12 protein-coding genes are annotated in these 16,463 nt (G+C 63.9%); 6 read left to right on the forward strand and 6 right to left on the reverse strand.

The genetic code is table 11. The features are described from left to right. The first annotated feature begins 16 nt into the window (after positions 1–16). The 4 genes from purF (at position 17) to BVH73_RS11735 (ending at position 4,588) form a co-directional block, all read left to right on the forward strand. Entirely contained in the window at positions 17–1,519 is a 1,503-nt protein-coding gene (gene purF, locus BVH73_RS11720) for an amidophosphoribosyltransferase (RefSeq protein ID WP_079418882.1), read from the forward strand. Then, entirely contained in the window at positions 1,516–2,730 is a 1,215-nt protein-coding gene (locus BVH73_RS11725) for an O-succinylhomoserine sulfhydrylase (RefSeq protein ID WP_079418884.1), read from the forward strand. Before purF ends, BVH73_RS11725 begins: the two co-directional genes overlap by 4 nt. 48 nt (positions 2,731–2,778) lie before the next feature. Then, on the forward strand, positions 2,779–4,188 hold the full coding sequence (gene gltX, locus BVH73_RS11730) for a glutamate--tRNA ligase (RefSeq protein WP_079420567.1): 1,410 nt from the start codon (positions 2,779–2,781) through the stop codon (positions 4,186–4,188). Between the two features lie 142 nt (positions 4,189–4,330). After that, a complete protein-coding gene (locus BVH73_RS11735; protein ID WP_079418886.1) occupies positions 4,331–4,588 on the forward strand; it encodes a hypothetical protein in 258 nt (85 codons plus the stop codon). A gap of 98 nt (positions 4,589–4,686) precedes the next feature. On the opposite strand, the gene BVH73_RS11740 is transcribed toward BVH73_RS11735, so the two are convergent. Next, positions 4,687–5,733: a quinone-dependent dihydroorotate dehydrogenase gene (locus BVH73_RS11740; protein ID WP_079418888.1), complete on the reverse strand. Its 1,047-nt coding sequence runs from the start codon at positions 5,731–5,733 to the stop codon at positions 4,687–4,689. A gap of 75 nt (positions 5,734–5,808) precedes the next feature. On the opposite strand from BVH73_RS11740, the gene rpiA reads away from it, so the two are divergent. Further along, positions 5,809–6,471 carry a ribose-5-phosphate isomerase RpiA gene (gene rpiA / locus BVH73_RS11745; RefSeq protein ID WP_079418890.1) on the forward strand — a complete coding sequence of 221 codons (663 nt, stop codon included), beginning with the start codon at positions 5,809–5,811 and terminating at the stop codon, positions 6,469–6,471. Positions 6,472–6,521: 50 nt separating this feature from the next. Here rpiA and BVH73_RS11750 read toward each other — a convergent pair whose 3' ends face one another. The 5 genes from BVH73_RS11750 to BVH73_RS11770 all read right to left on the reverse strand — a co-directional run bounded on the left by BVH73_RS11750 (position 6,522) and on the right by BVH73_RS11770 (position 13,515). Next, entirely contained in the window at positions 6,522–7,166 is a 645-nt protein-coding gene (locus tag BVH73_RS11750; protein ID WP_245800332.1) for a glutaredoxin family protein, read from the reverse strand. Between the two features lie 101 nt (positions 7,167–7,267). Then, positions 7,268–9,328: a M3 family metallopeptidase gene (locus tag BVH73_RS11755; RefSeq protein WP_425444143.1), complete on the reverse strand. Its 2,061-nt coding sequence runs from the start codon at positions 9,326–9,328 to the stop codon at positions 7,268–7,270. Positions 9,329–9,375: 47 nt separating this feature from the next. After that, complete coding sequence (folD, locus tag BVH73_RS11760; protein WP_079420571.1) at positions 9,376–10,236, reverse strand: bifunctional methylenetetrahydrofolate dehydrogenase/methenyltetrahydrofolate cyclohydrolase FolD; 861 nt, start codon at positions 10,234–10,236, stop codon at positions 9,376–9,378. 108 nt (positions 10,237–10,344) lie between these two features. Then, the gene (locus BVH73_RS11765; protein WP_079418894.1) at positions 10,345–10,959 is read right to left on the reverse strand and encodes a response regulator transcription factor; all 615 of its coding nucleotides are present in this window, start codon (positions 10,957–10,959) and stop codon (positions 10,345–10,347) included. Positions 10,960–10,989: 30 nt separating this feature from the next. Beyond that, positions 10,990–13,515 carry a PAS domain-containing sensor histidine kinase gene (locus BVH73_RS11770; protein ID WP_079420573.1) on the reverse strand — a complete coding sequence of 842 codons (2,526 nt, stop codon included), beginning with the start codon at positions 13,513–13,515 and terminating at the stop codon, positions 10,990–10,992. Positions 13,516–13,741: 226 nt separating this feature from the next. Between BVH73_RS11770 and aceE the strand changes: the two genes are divergently transcribed. Beyond that, positions 13,742–16,462 carry a pyruvate dehydrogenase (acetyl-transferring), homodimeric type gene (aceE, locus tag BVH73_RS11775; RefSeq protein WP_079418896.1) on the forward strand — a complete coding sequence of 907 codons (2,721 nt, stop codon included), beginning with the start codon at positions 13,742–13,744 and terminating at the stop codon, positions 16,460–16,462. Position 16,463: the final 1 nt, after the last annotated feature.

The following is a 16,463-nucleotide window of genomic DNA, read 5'->3' on the forward strand; positions in this document are numbered from 1 at the left end:
CTGAAAGATCAACTCCATGTGCGGCATCGTCGGTGTCATCTCGCAACAACCCGTGAACCAGCTTCTCTACGATGCGCTGCTGCTGCTCCAGCACCGTGGGCAGGACGCTGCAGGCATCGTCACGGGCTCGGGCGCCAAGCTCTACATGCACAAGGCACGGGGCATGGTGCGTGACGTGTTCCGCACCCGCAATATGCGCGCGCTGCCGGGCGATTACGGCATCGGCCAGGTGCGCTACCCGACGGCTGGCAACGCTGAAAGCGAGGAGGAGGCGCAGCCGTTCTACGTCAATGCGCCATTTGGCCTGGTGCTGGCGCACAACGGCAATCTGATCAACGCGGTGGCGCTCAAGCGTGAGCTGTTCAATGTCGATCACCGCCACATCAATACCGAGTCGGACACGGAAGTGCTGATCAACGTGCTGGCGCACGAACTCGAACGCCGCACGCACGGGTTGCCGCTGTCGAGCGAAGACATCTTCGCCGCGGTGCGCGCGGTGCATCAGCGCTTGCGCGGATCGTATGCGGTGGTGGCGCTGATCGCCGGTCACGGTCTGCTCGCGTTCCGCGATCCCTTCGGCATCCGTCCGCTGTGCTTTGGCACGGCGGGCGAGGGCGGCGAGGTGATGGTGGCGAGCGAGTCGGTCGCGCTGGAGGGCACGGGCTACAAGTTCGAGCGCGACATCGCGCCGGGCGAGGCGATTTTCGTCGACCTGCAAGGCCGGGTGCACAGCGAGCAATGCTCAAGTTCAGCGCAGCGCAACCCCTGCATCTTCGAGTACGTTTATCTCGCCCGCCCTGACTCCGTGCTCGACGGAGTGTCGGTCTATCGCGCCCGCCTGCGCATGGGCGAAACCCTGGCGCAGCGGGTCATCTCGGTGCTGCCGCCCAGCGAGATCGATGTGGTCATTCCCATTCCCGAGTCGAGCCGGCCGTCGGCCATGCAGCTGGCGCACAAGCTGGGCCGTCCCTACCGCGAGGGTTTCGTGAAGAACCGCTATGTGGGGCGAACCTTCATCATGCCCGGACAGGCGGTGCGCAAGAAATCGGTACGGCAAAAGCTCAACGCCATCGGCCAGGAATTTGCCGGCCGCAACGTGCTGCTGGTGGACGACTCCATCGTGCGCGGCACGACTTCGCGCGAGATCGTGCAGATGGCCCGTGAGGCCGGGGCGCGCAAGGTCTATCTCGCGTCGGCTGCGCCGCCGGTGCGCTATCCCAACATCTACGGCATCGACATGCCCACGGCGTCGGAACTCGTGGCGCACAACCGCAGTGTCGAAGAGATCCGGCAGATCATCGGCGCCGATGTGCTGGTCTATCAGGATCTCGACGCCATGAAGCGGGTGATTCGCGAGGTCAACCCTGACATCACGGAGTTTGAGGCATCCTGCTTCGACGGCCGTTACATCGCCGGGACCCTGCCGCCCGAAGAGGGTCAGAACCGGGGGGGCACTGTCGCGCCCAATACGGGCCGGCTCAGTCTTCAGGGGGCTGAAGAGCAGGGGCAGCCTTCATGACGGCGGACGATAGAAACGTCCCTTCGCTTGCGCTCGATACGCTCGCGGTACGCGAGGCCTTGCCGCGCACGCCATACGGCGAAAACAGCGAGGCCCTGTTCCTGACCAGCAGTTTTGTGCATCCCGACGCGGCGACTGCGGCCGCCCGGTTTGCCGGGGAGCAGGAGGGTTTTGTCTACTCGCGCTTTTCCAATCCCACCGTGTCCAGCTACGAGCAGCGGCTTGCCGCGCTTGAGGGCGCCGAGGCCTGCATGGCCACGGGTAGCGGGATGGCCGCCATCCTGTTGCTGGCCATGGCGCTGCTCAAAGCGGGCGATCATGTGATCTGCTCGCAGGGTGTGTTCGGCTCCACGATCAATCTGTTCGGCCGCGAACTCGCGCGATTCGGCGTGGAGACGACGTTCGTCTCGCAGACCGATGTGAGTCAGTGGGCGGCAGCCCTGCGTCCCAACACCCGGCTTCTGTTTGCCGAAACGCCGTCCAATCCACTCACCGAGGTCTGCGATATTGCCGCCTTGGCCGACCTGGCCCATGGCGCCGGTGCCGAGCTGGCGGTGGACAACTGCTTCTGTTCACCGGCCTTGCAGCGTCCCCTCGATTTCGGTGCCGACTGGGTGATTCATTCCGGCACCAAGTACCTGGATGGGCAGGGAAGGGTGATCGCCGGTGCCGTATGCGGCAAGGCCGCACCGATCCGCGACAAGCTGCTGCCGGTGCAGCGCACCGTGGGGCTTTCTCTTTCACCGTTCAATGCCTGGGTGGTGCTCAAGGGCATGGAGACACTGGGCGTGCGCATGAAGGCGCACAGCGTGGCCGCCCTGGCGATGGCGCAGTGGCTGCAGGCGCAGCCAGCGGTCGGCCGGGTGTTCTATCCCGGCCTGGAAAGCCATCCGCAGCATGCGCTGGCCATGCGGCAGCAGAAGACTGGGGGTGCCGTGCTGTCTTTCGAGCTCAAGGCCACGGAGGCGCAGCAGGCGAAGGCGCGCGCGTTCCACGTCATCGATCACACGCGCATCTGCTCCATCACCGCCAATCTGGGCGACACCAAAACCACCATCACCCACCCGTCGACGACCACGCATGGCCGACTGAGCGAAGCGCAGCGCCAGACCGCCGGCATCGGCCAGGGGCTGATTCGCCTGGCCGTCGGGCTGGAGGATCTGAGCGACCTTCAGCGCGATCTGAGCCGGGGATTGTCGACCCTGGCCTGAGCGCGTGTCTTGGGCATTCCTGCTTTCCGTGACTTTCTGACTTTGACGATGACCACCGAGCCGCACCGCGTCCGTACCCGATTTGCTCCCAGCCCGACCGGATTCATCCATCTGGGCAACATCCGATCGGCGCTCTATCCGTGGGCGTTTGCCCGCCATCATGGAGGCGACTTCATTCTGCGTATCGAGGATACTGATACCGAGCGTTCGTCCGAAGAGGCGGTCCAGGTCATTCTGCAGGCGATGGACTGGCTTGGCCTCGATTACGACGAAGGCCCTTTCTATCAAATGCAGCGCATGCCGCGATACCGCGAGGTGCTCGATCAACTGCGCCAGGCGGGTTGGGTCTATCCCTGCTACATGTCCAGCGCCGAGCTCGATGCCTTGCGTGAGCGCCAGACTGCAGCCAAGCAGAAGCCCCGCTATGACGGCACCTGGCGCCCGGAGTCGGGCAAGGTCCTGCCGCCGGTTCCCGACGGCGTCCAGCCGGTATGGCGTTTCAAGACCCCGGCGAACGGCGTCGTGGCCTGGCACGATTTTGTCAAAGGCCGGGTGGAGATCCGCAACGAGGAACTCGACGATCTCGTGGTTGCCCGCCCCGATGGCACACCGACCTACAACTTCTGCGTCGTGGTGGATGACATCGACATGCAGATCACCGATGTGATTCGCGGCGATGATCACGTCAACAACACGCCGCGGCAACTGCATATCTTCCAGGCGCTGGGTGCCACACCTCCGCGCTATGCGCACCTGCCCACCGTGCTCAACGAGCAGGGCGAGAAGCTGTCCAAACGCAATGGCGCCAAGAGCGTGCTGCAGTACCGCGACGAAGGTTATCTGCCCGATGCCGTGGTCAACTATCTGGCGCGGCTGGGCTGGTCCCACGGCGACGCGGAGATCTTCTCAAGGGCGCAGTTCCTGGAGTGGTTCGATCTCGACCACCTGGGCAGCTCGCCCGCGCAGTTCGACGAAGCCAAGCTGCGCTGGGTGAACGCCCACTACATCAAACACACGCCCGCCGATCAGCTGGCCGCGCTCATACGCCCCTTGCTGGATCGGGACGGCATCGCCGCGCAAACCCCGGAGCTTCAGGCCGTCTGCGCGCTGCTTCACGATCGCGCCCAGACGCTTCCCGAGCTGGCGCAGCAGACCTTGTTGTTCTACCGACCCACGACGCCCGACGCGTCTGCGCTTGAACAGCATCTGGGAGTGCAAGGAAAACAGGCATTGATGGATCTGCGCCATCAACTGTCCGAGCTGCCGGAATGGACGCGTGAGGCGATTGCCGCAGCGCTCAAAGGCGTACTCAAACAACACGGCCTGAAGATGCCGCAACTCGCCATGCCTGTGCGCCTCATGGTGACGGGACGGGAGCAGACGCCGGCCGTGGATGCGGTTCTGGCCCTGCTGGGCCGTGAGGCCGTGCTGCAGCGGCTTGCCCCGTTCCTCGACTGAAGCCCTGCGGGTTTTGCTCAGACCGGGTGGGCGTTGGAGCATACTTCCGGTTATAATGGACGGGTGTTTAACGGGGCCATTTTCTGTTGCATGTGGTATGCGGCAGACAGTGTTGTCCCACAGTTCCATCAGAGGGGTAAACGTGGCAAAAGCGACGACCACAAGCAAAACCAACGGTGTTGAACTCGAAGAGTCAAACTCCTCCACCACGACAAAATCGGCAGATCCCTGGGATTTGATGATGCAGAACGCAGAGGAAGTGGCTTCCACATTCCGCAAGCGACCGCAGGTGAAAGTGTCTTCGCCCTGGCGCGAAGGGTTTGGCAGGCCGCTTTCCCAGCGATCCCGCGAAATCTATGAGCACATCACGGCGAACAAGACGCGCCTGAAACAAAAATAAAAATCAGCATCCGACAAGGTTCATATCCGGATCTTCCAATGAAAAACGCCTGCAAACTCAGTTTGCAGGCGTTTTTCATTGGGCTGGACAAAGCCACTCTACTGCTGTCCCCCTTGGCTGGCCTCATGCGCCAGCGCTCTGGCGCACTCCTCCACCAGCTCGGGGCCGCGATAAATTAGGCCGGTGTAGAGTTGCACCAGGTCCGCTCCAGCATGCAGCTTTTCGACGGCGTCGGTTCCGGCCAGGATGCCGCCGACGCCGATGATGGGGACCTGTCGCCCCAGGCGACGACGCAGGCGGGCAATAACCCGCACAGAAGCCTCCCGTACCGGCGCGCCGCTCAGACCCCCTGTCTCTTGCGCGTGGGCCATGCCGGCCACGGCTTCGCGGGACAGGGTCGTGTTCGTCGCGATGACGCCGTCCAGCCCATGCGTGAGCAGTTGATCGGCGATGACGTCAATATCGGCATCGTCCAGGTCGGGTGCGATTTTCAGCAGCATGGGCACGCGACGGCCGTGCTGCTGGCTCAGACGCTCGCGGGTTTCGGCCAGGCCTTGCAGCAGGCCTTGCAAGGCTCCATCCGTTTGCAGTTGACGCAGATTGCGGGTGTTCGGCGAGGAGATGTTGATGCTGACATAGTCGGCCTGGGTGTAGACACCTTCCAGCCCGAGGCGGTAATCGTCGAGGGCCTGTTCGACGGGCGTGCTGGCGTTCTTGCCGATGTTCAGGCCGATGGGCACGGGCCGATGGCTGCGGCGAACATGGCGCAAAAAAGCATCGAGCCCGGCATTGTTGAAGCCCATGCGGTTGATCAGCGCCTGCGCCTGCGGCAGTCGGAACATGCGCGGCGTCGGGTTGCCCGGTTGCGGCCGCGGCGTGACGGTGCCGACCTCGACGAAACCGAATCCCATGGCCGCCAGCGCGTCGATGGCCTCCCCGTTCTTGTCGAGCCCTGCGGCCAGGCCGACACGGTTGGCGAAGCGCAGTCCGAGCAGTTCCACCGGGTCGCGCACCAGGGGATGGGCATACAGAATCGACAGCCCGGCAGAATGCGCCATGCGAATGCCGTTCAGCGTGAGGTGATGCGCCCATTCGGGATTGAGGCGGAACAAAATCGGGCGAATCAGGCGATAGGAGAGCGGCATAGAGTGCAGGGAAGGTCGCCGCGAGCCGGATGGCGCAGCGATAATGAAGACTGACATTTTTCGTGAAGACCCGACATGACGCAAGACGAACTCAAACAGCAGGTCGCCGCGGCCGCGCTCACCCACGTGCCGCACGGCGAAATCATTGGCGTCGGCACAGGCTCGACGGTGAACTTCTTCATCGACGCGCTGGCGGGGATCAAGGACCGGATCAAGGGCGCCGTCTCGAGTTCCGAGCGATCGACCGAGCGCATGCGCGCGCAGGGCATCACGGTGTACGACCTCAACGAGGTCGCGCAACTCTCGATCTATGTCGATGGTGCCGACGAGATTGACGGCTCAGGTGCGATGATCAAGGGCGGCGGCGGTGCATTGACCCGAGAGAAGATCATCGCCGAGGCGGCGGAACGCTTCATCTGCATTGTGGATCAGAGCAAGCTGGTCTCGGTGCTGGGCCAATTTCCCTTGCCGGTCGAAGTCGTGCCGATGGCTCGCGAACTGGTCGCACGCCGTCTGCGCGCCATGGGAGGCGACCCGCGCGAACGCTCGGGCTACATCACCGACAACGGCAATCTGATTCTGGACGTTCACGGCTTGCAGATCACGCAGCCGCGCGAGTTCGAAACCCGGGTCAACCAGATTCCCGGCGTGGTGACGGTCGGTCTATTCGCACTGCGTGGCGCCAATGTGGCGCTCGTCGGCACGGCGGAAGGCGTTCAGCGTCGCGATTTTGTCTGAACCTGTCGGGGCCTTTTCTGCCAGCGCCTTGAAGCCAGACTCAGGGCCGTTCAGAACTGGAAGCCCTTGGGGGCGTTCGGATTCGGCGGAGGCAGAACGGACGGTGCTGCAGGAGCGGTTGCTGCCTTGCTGGCGGGTTCCTGCGGGGCAGGGGGCGGGACGAGCGCAACGGGCTGAGGGCCCACATAACCGCGAGGCAGTTCGTTCTTCTTGGGATAGCCCGCGGCGTCGAGCGCGACGTCCCAGTTGCTAGAACTGAATCCCACGGGGAGCTTGGTGCTGCCGATGGAAACCAGCGGGAGCTTGTCGCTACCGCCCGAAAGGGCCTTGTAGGCCTGGATGTCGGCGTTGGTCGTGATGGTTTTTTCCGAGAAGGGGATGCCGCGTTGTCGCAGGTAGTCGCGTGCGGCATCGCAGGCACCGCACTGCGAGGCGGTGTAGAGCGTGACCGGGTACTTTCGTGCCGCTTCGCGCAAGCCCGTGGGCAATCGATCGATCGGGCTCGGTGCCGGGGCACCCTGGGCGGATAGTGACTGCACCGCCTTGCCCTGCCCGTTGCTGGGTGGAACGTCACTGAACGTGATGGAGCCATCAGGGCCGACAATTTTGTAAATGGCCCAGGCCGGTGTTCCGGCCGCCAGGCTCAGCGCAACGGCGGCGGAATACATGAAGGCACTGCGTAGGGTAGGTTTCATCACTCTGGACAGCTTGTGAAAGTGCAAGCGGCAAGTGTGCCACGACTGAACCGCACCGGGGACGCGGCGCGGTGTTTTCGCCACAGACTGCCGGTTGCGGCTCAGGCGGCCTGCGCCGTCATGCCCCCATGGCGGAGCAGGGCGTCGATGCGCGGTTCGCGTCCACGGAAGGCCTTGAACGAATCGATGGCGTCGCGGCTGCCACCGACCGAGAGGATGGCCTGGTGGTAGCTCTTGCCCACCGCGGGACTGAGCGGGCCTTCCTCCTCGAAGCGCTCGTAGGCATCTGCCGAGAGCACTTCAGCCCATTTGTAGCTGTAGTACCCGGCCGCATAGCCACCGGCAAAGATGTGGGAAAAACTGCAGACGAAACGGTTGAACGCGGGCGGCTGCAGGACGGCCACCTCGTGGCGGTTTTCTTCCACCAGGGTTTCAATGTCGGCCGGGGTGAAGGTGGGCAGATCGTGATGCAGGCGCATGTCGAGCAGCGAAAACTCGACCTGGCGCAGCGTCTGCATGCCCGACTGGAAGTTCTTCGCCGCCATCATTTTGTCGAACAAGGCGCGCGGCATCGGCTCGCCGGAATCCACGTGGTGGGTGAGAAAACGCAGCACCTCCCATTCCCAGCAGAAGTTCTCCATGAGCTGGCTGGGCAGTTCCACGGCATCCCATTCCACGCCCGAGATGCCCGATACGGCGATGTCGTCCACCTGGGTCAGCATGTGGTGCAGGCCGTGTCCGAATTCGTGGAACAGGGTCTGCACATCGTCGTGGCTGAGCAGCGCGGGCTTGCCACCGACTGGCGACGGGAAGTTGCAGGTCAGGGTGGCGACGGGTGTTTGCAGCATGCCGTCGCCACGCAGCCAGCGAGAGCGCACGTGATCCATCCAGGCGCCCGAGCGCTTGCCGTCGCGGGCATACAGGTCGAGATAGAACAGGCCCATGCTCTGACCGCCGGCGTTCTCGATTTCGTACAACTCGACATCGGCGTGCCAGGCATGGATGTCCCCCTTCACCTTGCGCAGTTTCACGCCGAACAGCGTCTCGATCACCCGGAAGAGTCCGGCAAGGACGGTCGGCAGGGTGAAGTACTGGCGCACCTCCTGCTCGGACAGGGCGTAATGCGATTGACGCAGTTTCTCGGATGCCCAGGCGATGTCCCAGGCTTCGAGTTGGGTCATGCCCAACTCGTCCTTGGCGAAGGCACGCAGGGTGTCGAGGTCGCGCTGGGCGAACGGGCGGGCGCGGCTGGCGAGGTCACGCAGGAAGTGCATGACCTGCTCGGGGGTGTCGGCCATTTTCGGCACCAGCGAGACCTCGGCGTAGTTGGCGTAGCCGAGCAGACGGGCTTCCTCGTCACGCAGGGCGAGGATTTCGGCCATGACCGCGGAGTTGTCGAACTGCGGATCGCCCAGCTCGCTCGCGCGGGTGACGTAGGCCCGGTACAGGCGCTCGCGCAGCGGTCGGTGCTCGCCGTGCTGCAACACCGGCATGTACGACGGATAGTGCAGGGTGAACTTGTAGCCGGGCTTGCCGTCGCGCTCGGCGGCTTCGCGCGCGGTCTGCAGGGCATCGGCGGGAATGCCCGCGGTCTCTTCTTCGCCGACAAACTCCACATGCGCCGCCGTGGCATCGAGCACATGTTCGGAGAAGGTCTGGCTGAGCGCGGCCAGGCGCTCCTGGATCTCGGCATAGCGGCTGCGCGCACGGCCTTCAAGCAGCGCACCGCTGAGGCGGAAATCGCGCAGGGCATGGTCGATGATGCGTTGGCGTGTGGCGCTCAGGCCGGGGAACTCGGCGCTGTCATGCAGAGCCTGGTATTGACGCAGCAGGCCTTCGTTTTGGCCCAGGCGGGTCCAGAACTCGGTGACTCGGGGCAGCATGGCGTTGTAGGCCGACCGCAGGGCGGGGGTGTCGGCCACGGCGTTGAGGTGTCCGACCACGCCCCAGGCACGTCCCAGATGTTCGGTGGCGCGTTCCAGCGGTTCGACCACGGCCGACCAAGTGGGGGGCGTGGCCTCGGCGGCGACCTGCTCCAGAGCCTGCTCGGCCGCCTGGATCAGCGCGTCGAGCGCGGGCTCGATGTGCTCGGGTTTGACGGCGGCGTAGTCGGGCAGTGCGCTGAAGTCGCACAGCGGATTGTCGGTGGGCAAAGCAAGCATCATGGCGTGGGTCAGGGCCTCGGGGCCGGTTGGGTGCAATGGAATGATTATGGGCGGGCGTGGGCCCGCTCGCACGACTCCAGGGTATTGACCAGCAGCATTGCAATGGTCATGGGCCCCACGCCGCCGGGCACCGGAGTGATCCAGCCGGCGACTTCGCTCACACCCTCGAAATCCACATCGCCGCAGAGCTTGCCCGCGGCGTTGCGGTTCATGCCCACGTCGATCACCACGGCGCCGGGTTTGACCATCTCGGCCGTGATCAGGTTTTCGCGGCCCACGGCGGCCACCACGATGTCGGCCTGGCGGCAGACGGCGCCCAGGTCGCTGGTGCCGCTGTGCGCGATGGTGACGGTGGCATTGGCCGCCAGCAGCATCAGAGCCATGGGTTTGCCGACGATGTTCGAGCGTCCGACCACCACGGCCGATTTGCCACGCAAATCGCGTAGACCGATGGATTCGAGCATCTTCATGCAGCCGTAGGGCGTACAGGGCTTGAAGCCCGGCTGCCCCACCATCAACGCGCCCGCGCTGGCCACGTGAAAGCCGTCGACGTCCTTGGTGGGCGCAATGGCCTCGATCACCTTGTGCGCGTCGATGTGTCGTGGCAGCGGCAGCTGAACCAGGATGCCGTGGATCGCCGGATCGGCATTGAGCGCCGCGATGCGCTGCAGCAGCGCGGCCTCCTCCAGGTCTGCGCCGTATTGTTCGAGCACCGAGCGGATGCCGGTTTGCTCACAGGCCTTGATCTTGTTGCGCACATAGACCTGGCTGGCCGGGTTGTCGCCGACCAGAATGACGGCGAGGCCGGGCGTATGTCCGGCGGCGGTACGGGCCTGGGCGCGCTGGGCGACCTGTTGGCGGATCTGGGCGGAGAGGGCAAGGCCGTCGATGCGTTGGGCTGTCATGGGAATGGACTTCTGGAAGGGGTCAAAGCCCGCGCACACAGACCCCGGACCGACCCAGGGTCTCTTCAGTTCCTGGACGCGGGCTGGATGTGAGGGCGATGCCCGGATTTACTTGGGGGCGCCGAGTGCAATCTTGAGCAGATCGGCCACGGTGCTGACGTTGAGCTTTTCCATGATGTTGGCGCGGTGCGCCTCGACCGTCTTGATGCTGATGTTGAGATCGTCGGCGATCTGCTTGTTCAGGCGGCCCGCAACGATGCGCTCGAGCACCTGCGATTCGCGCGCGGTGAGCCGCCCCAGAAGGGCGCCGCGGCTGGCTTCGGCCTGCTGCTGATCGGCACTCAGACGCGCCTTCTGCAGCATGCGGTCGACCAGGTCGCGAAGCACCACTTCGTTGAACGGCTTTTCGATGAAGTCGATCGCGCCCTTTTTCATGGTGTCCACTGCCATGGGCACGTCGCCGTGACCGGTGATGAACACCAGCGGCATGGAGCAGCCGCGGCGCAGCAGTTCGTCCTGCAGTTCGAGGCCGTTCATGCCGGGCATGCGCACATCGACGATGAGACAGGCAACCTCGCGCGGATCGAAGCGGGCGAGAAAGCTCTCGGCGGACTCGAAGCAGCGCACCCGGTAGTCGTTGCCTTCGAGCAGCCACTGCAGCGAATCGCGTACGGCTTCGTCGTCATCCACGACATAGACGGTACCTTTGTTGGCGGTTTTCATGTGTGATCGAGAGGTGTGGGAAGCAGAACGTCAGAAGCGTGACGGAAGGAAGTCAGGGGGCGCCGAATCGCCGGAAGGGGCGGGCGGCCGAGGCCGCTCTCTGGGTGCTCCGAGCGGCAGGGTGAAGCTGAAGAGACACCCTGCAATCACGCCTTGATTGTAGTAATTCTCGGCCCAGAGACGGCCCTGGTGATACTCGATGATCGAGCGGCAGATGTTCAGGCCGATGCCCAGGCCTTCGGCCTTGGTGGTGTAGAAGGCTTCGAACAGCCGCTCCATCACGGCTTGATCGATGCCGGTGCCGTGATCTTTCACGGTGAAAGTCACCCGCTCCGCATCCGGCATGATCTTGAGTTCGATGCTGCGCAGATTGCCCTGTCGCCCGGCCTTGTCCACCGACTCGGCCGCGTTGCGCAACAGGTTGAGCAGAACCTGCTCGATCAGGATCGGATCGGCGTACAGGGTCGGGATGCCCGGCGCCACGAAGTTGAGCAGCCTCACGTTGCGTCGGGTGAGTTCGATGTCGGCCAGCTCCAGGGTATTGCGCACGATGTCCTGCACCCGGCAGGACACGCGCGCGGGCTCGCTTTTCTTCACGAAATCGCGCACCCGCTTGATGACCCCGGCAGCGCGCTGCGCCTGTCTTCCCGTCTTTTCCAGCGCATCCACCAGTTCATGCTGCGCCATGCCGTGCGTCTTGACGCGGGCGATCATGCCCGAGGTGTAGTTGCTGATGGCGGTGAGCGGCTGGTTGAGTTCGTGCGCCAGCGACGAGGCCATCTCGCCCATGGTGATGAGGCGGCTGGTGATCTGGGCCTTCTCCTCTTGCTTGCGTGCGGTTTCCTCGGCGCGTTTGCGCGGGGTGATGTCGGTGGCGATCAGCAGTTGCGCCACCCGGCCGTCCACCCATTGCATATAGCGCTGGCGCACATCGAACCAGCGATCGAGGGCTTCGACGTGGGTTTCGTGAGCGTTCGCGTGTCCGTCGAGGATTTCGTCGGCGGGCAATCCGGCAAACGAGTCGACGGTGTCGACATGATCGTCGTCGGCAACCGAAGTCATCTGCCCGCCATTGAGCATCAGGTGGCCGTGGACCGAGGCGCCGAACCACTGGCGGTAGAGCTTGTTGGCGAACAGGGGTTCTTCGGTGCCCAGCGAGATCACGGAGACCGCCGCGTCCAGCCCTTCGAGCACGGCCACGAAGCGCTCGTGCGACGCGGCCAGCTCCTGGCGGATGCGGGTGGGTTCGGTGATGTCGGTGACCGACATGATCCAGCCGGTCTGCTTTTCGCGCACGTCGATCAGTGGCGAGACATAGACGCGCGCATCGAATTCACTGCCGTTCTTGCGGCGGATCTTGAGCGCGAATCCCGAGGGCGGTGCCAGGCCATCGAGGCTTTGCTGAATGGCCAGGGCCATTTCGGCGCCCTGATGCGACGGCCAGTAGGGGTAGGGCGGCTGGCTGCCGATCAGATCGCTGTCCTCAAAGCCGGTCATGCGGCAGAACGACAGATTCACATACTGAATGCGTCCCTGCATGTCCACGGCCTGCATGCCCGTGGAGAGCGAGTTCTCGATGGCGCGGCGGAAGGCGGTTTCGCGGGTGAGCGCCTCCTGGGCGCTGAGGCGCTGGCGCAGCTGGTTCCAGCTGGTCAGCAGAGTCCAGAGGGTGAGCGCCGACAGGAGGAAAACGCTCCAGTACAGGCCCTTGGTGGTCCAGCTCGGACTGCTTCGATAGCTGCTGACCTGCAGCACCAGGCCGGGTTCGAAAGGCGGGAGAGGGGCCCGGTATTGAAGCGCTTTGTCGCGTATGGGTTGGCTCGATGCGCTGTCGAGCAACTGGTTGTCGGGGCCGAGCAGCGAAACGGCGTAGCTGGCGTTGAGGTCTTCCGGAACCGAGTTGCGCAAGATGCCATCGACGGAGTACACCAACCCCACGACGCCGACGAGCTGATCGTTGCGCATGACGGGCGTGGCCGTTTCCAGCAGCCAGCCGTTGTCCACACTCTTGAAGGGCGTCGAATAGGCGGTTCTCTGGCTGATCAGCGCTTGCTGCACCAGTTGCAGGCTGTTGGCCCGCTTGAGTGTCTTGCCCACCAGGGCGGCGATCTGCTCGGTGGCGAGATTGGGATTGCCCTTCTTGAACACCACGGTGCCATCGGTATGCGCGTAGTAGACGAGAAAGATCTGCGGATAGCGCCGCAACAGACGCAGCGCCTGGACATCGAAGGGGCCGGGGCGGTCGTCATGCAGGGAGAGGTTGTTGGCGATGGCCTGCACCTGGTCCTGCGCGAGCGTGAGGTCGAGACTGATGCGTTGCTGCGCCCACTCGCTGTCGCGCTGGAGATTGTCTTTGTCGCGTTGCAGGTCGGCTTGCTGGGAGTAACTCACCAACGCGGCCATGGCCGCCAGAAACAGAATGAAAACGACCAAAGGCAACACCAGCAGCACGCGGTCAGACTGCATGCGCCGCAGCAAAGCGCGCGCGCGCAGCAGGCCCAGACGCTGGGTCCAGCTACGGCGACGCAGGGCGGAAAGGGGCTTGGGATGATCCACGGGCACAGTCTAGGGCCTGTTCGGGCGCACTCCCTGGGCTGTCGAGGCGAGCGGGCGGGTCGGATCGCCTGGCGGGAAATTGCGTTGGCGCAGCTTCGTGCGTGAGCCCGCCTGAAGAGATTGAAAAGCCGCAAAAAAGTCGGCCTTATATTTCATATAGTGGAATTGATTATTGTGATTTGAAAATTTGTTTGCGATACTCTAGAAAACTTACGAGGAGAACACCATGGCTGCCTTACCCGAACTGCACCTCAGTTCATTGTCCGCCGCGTCGGGAGATGCCGATCCGCAGGAAACCCGCGAATGGCTGGATGCGCTGGATGCGCTGATCGCCGCCGAAGGCCCCGGGCGGGCCCATTTCGTCCTTGAGTCGCTGATCACCGAGGCGCGGCAGAACGGGGTCGATGTGCCGTTCTCCGCGAATACGGCCTACGTCAACACCATCGCCACCGACGATGAGGTGCGCAGCCCGGGCAACGTCGAGATCGAGGAGCGCCTGCGCGCCTATATGCGCTGGAATGCGATGGCGATGGTGGTGCGCGCCAACCGCCTGCATCCGGCGGACGGGGGCGATCTGGGCGGGCACATGGCGTCGTTTGCCTCGCTGGCCACCATGTATGGCACCGGCTTCAATCACTTCTGGCATGCGCCCACGGCCGAGCATGGCGGCGACCTGATCTACTTCCAGGGCCACAGCGCGCCCGGCATCTACGCCCGTGCCTATATGGAAGGCCGCTTGACCGAGGATCAGCTCTCGCATTTCCGCCAGGAGGTCGGGGGCAAGGGGCTGTCGAGCTATCCCCACCCCAAGCTGATGCCCGATTTCTGGCAGTTTTCCACGGTGAGCATGGGCCTGGGGCCGATCATGGCGATCTACCAGGCGCGCTATCTCAAATATCTGCACGCCCGCGGCATTGCCGATACGTCCAAGCGCAAGGTCTGGGTGTTCTGCGGCGACGGTGAGATGGACGAACCCGAGTCGCTGGGCGCCATCGGTCTGGCGGCGCGCGAAAAGCTCGACAACCTGATCTTCGTCGTCAACTGCAATCTGCAGCGCCTGGACGGTCCGGTGCGCGGCAACGGCAAGATCATCCAGGAGCTCGAAGCCGAGTTCCGCGGCTCGGGCTGGAACGTGCTCAAGCTGATCTGGGGTTCGTATTGGGATCCGCTGCTGGCTCGCGACAAGGACGGCATCCTGCGCCAGGTCATGATGGACGTGCTCGACGGCGACTACCAGGCCATGAAGGCCAATGACGGCGCCTTCGTGCGCAAACACTTCTTCGGACGCGACCCCCGGCTGCTGAAGATGGTCGAACACATGAGCGACGAGGATATCTGGCGCCTGAACCGCGGCGGCCACGATCCGCAGAAGGTCTACGCGGCCTTCCATGCCGCGGCCCACCACGAAGGCCAGCCCACGGTGCTGCTGGTCAAGACCATCAAGGGCTATGGCATGGGCCGTGCAGCCGAGGCGCGCAACGTGGCCCACCAGGTGAAGAAACTCACCGACGAGGATATTCGCGAGTTCCGCGATCGATTCAACATTCCTGTTTCCGACGGCGATCTGCCCAGGCTCCCCTTCTTCAAGCCGGCCGACGATACGCCCGAGATGAGCTATCTGATGGATCGGCGCAAGGCGCTCGGCGGACCGCTGCCGCAGCGCCGCGAAAAGGCCGACGAGCATCTGCCGGTGCCCGATCTGAAGGAGATCTTCCAGCCCATGCTCGAGGCCACGGCCGAAGGTCGCGAGATTTCCACCACCCAGGCCTATGTGCGCTGCCTCAACCAGTTGCTGCGCGACAAGACGCTCGGGTCCCGCGTGGTGCCCATTCTGGTGGACGAGACCCGCACCTTCGGCATGGAGGGCCTGTACCGCCAGATCGGCATCTACGCCCCGGAAGGGCAGAAGTACACGCCGGTCGACCGCGGCGAAGTGATGTATTACCGCGAAGACAAGCAGGGACAGATCCTGCAGGAAGGCATCAACGAAGCCGGAGGCATGTGCTCCTGGATCGCCTCGGCCACCAGCTACTCGCACAGCAACCGCATCACCATTCCCTTCTACATCTTTTATTCGATGTTCGGCTTCCAGCGCATCGGCGACCTGATCTGGGCAGCCGGCGACATGCTCGCACGCGGCTTCCTGCTGGGCGGCACATCAGGACGCACCACGCTGAATGGAGAAGGCCTGCAGCACGAAGATGGCCACAGCCAGATCATGGCGGCCAATGTGCCCAACTGCATCAGCTACGACCCGACCTTCGCCCACGAGGTGGCCGTCATTCTCCACGCGGGCATGAAGCGCATGGTCGAAAACCAGGAAGACGTCTTCTACTACCTCACCCTGCTCAACGAGAACTACGCCCAGCCAGGGCTGCAGAAGGGCACCGAGGAGCAGATTCTCAAGGGCATGTATCTGTGCAAACCGGGCAAGGCTCGGGTCAAGCAGCGCGTGCAGTTGCTCGGCTCGGGCTCCATCCTGCGCGAGAGTCTGGCCGCGCAGGACTTGCTGGAGCAGGATTGGGGCGTCGCCGCAGACGTATGGAGCTGCCCCAGCTTCAATGAACTGGCCCGTGACGGCAAGGCGGCGGAGCGCTGGAACCTGCTTCACCCCGCCGAGACCCCTCGCGTACCTTTTGTGACCCAGCAGCTGGACAAGCATGCCGGCCCCGTCGTGGCCAGCACCGACTATGTGCGCCTGTTCGCCGAGCAGATCCGCCCCTTCCTGCCCAAGGGGCGGAGTTATCGCGTGCTCGGCACCGATGGCTTCGGCCGCTCGGACACCCGAACCGAACTGCGTCGTCACTTCGAGGTCGATCGCCACTACATCGTGCTGGCCGCCCTGCGAGGCTTGGTCGATGAGGGCACGCTGCCGACGGCCAAGCTCGCCGAGGCCATTGCCAAATACGGCATCGACACGGAAAAGATGTTCTCGCTCTACGCTTGAA

The organism is Thiomonas intermedia, assembly GCF_002028405.1.
GTDB lineage: Bacteria > Pseudomonadota > Gammaproteobacteria > Burkholderiales > Burkholderiaceae_C > Thiomonas > Thiomonas intermedia.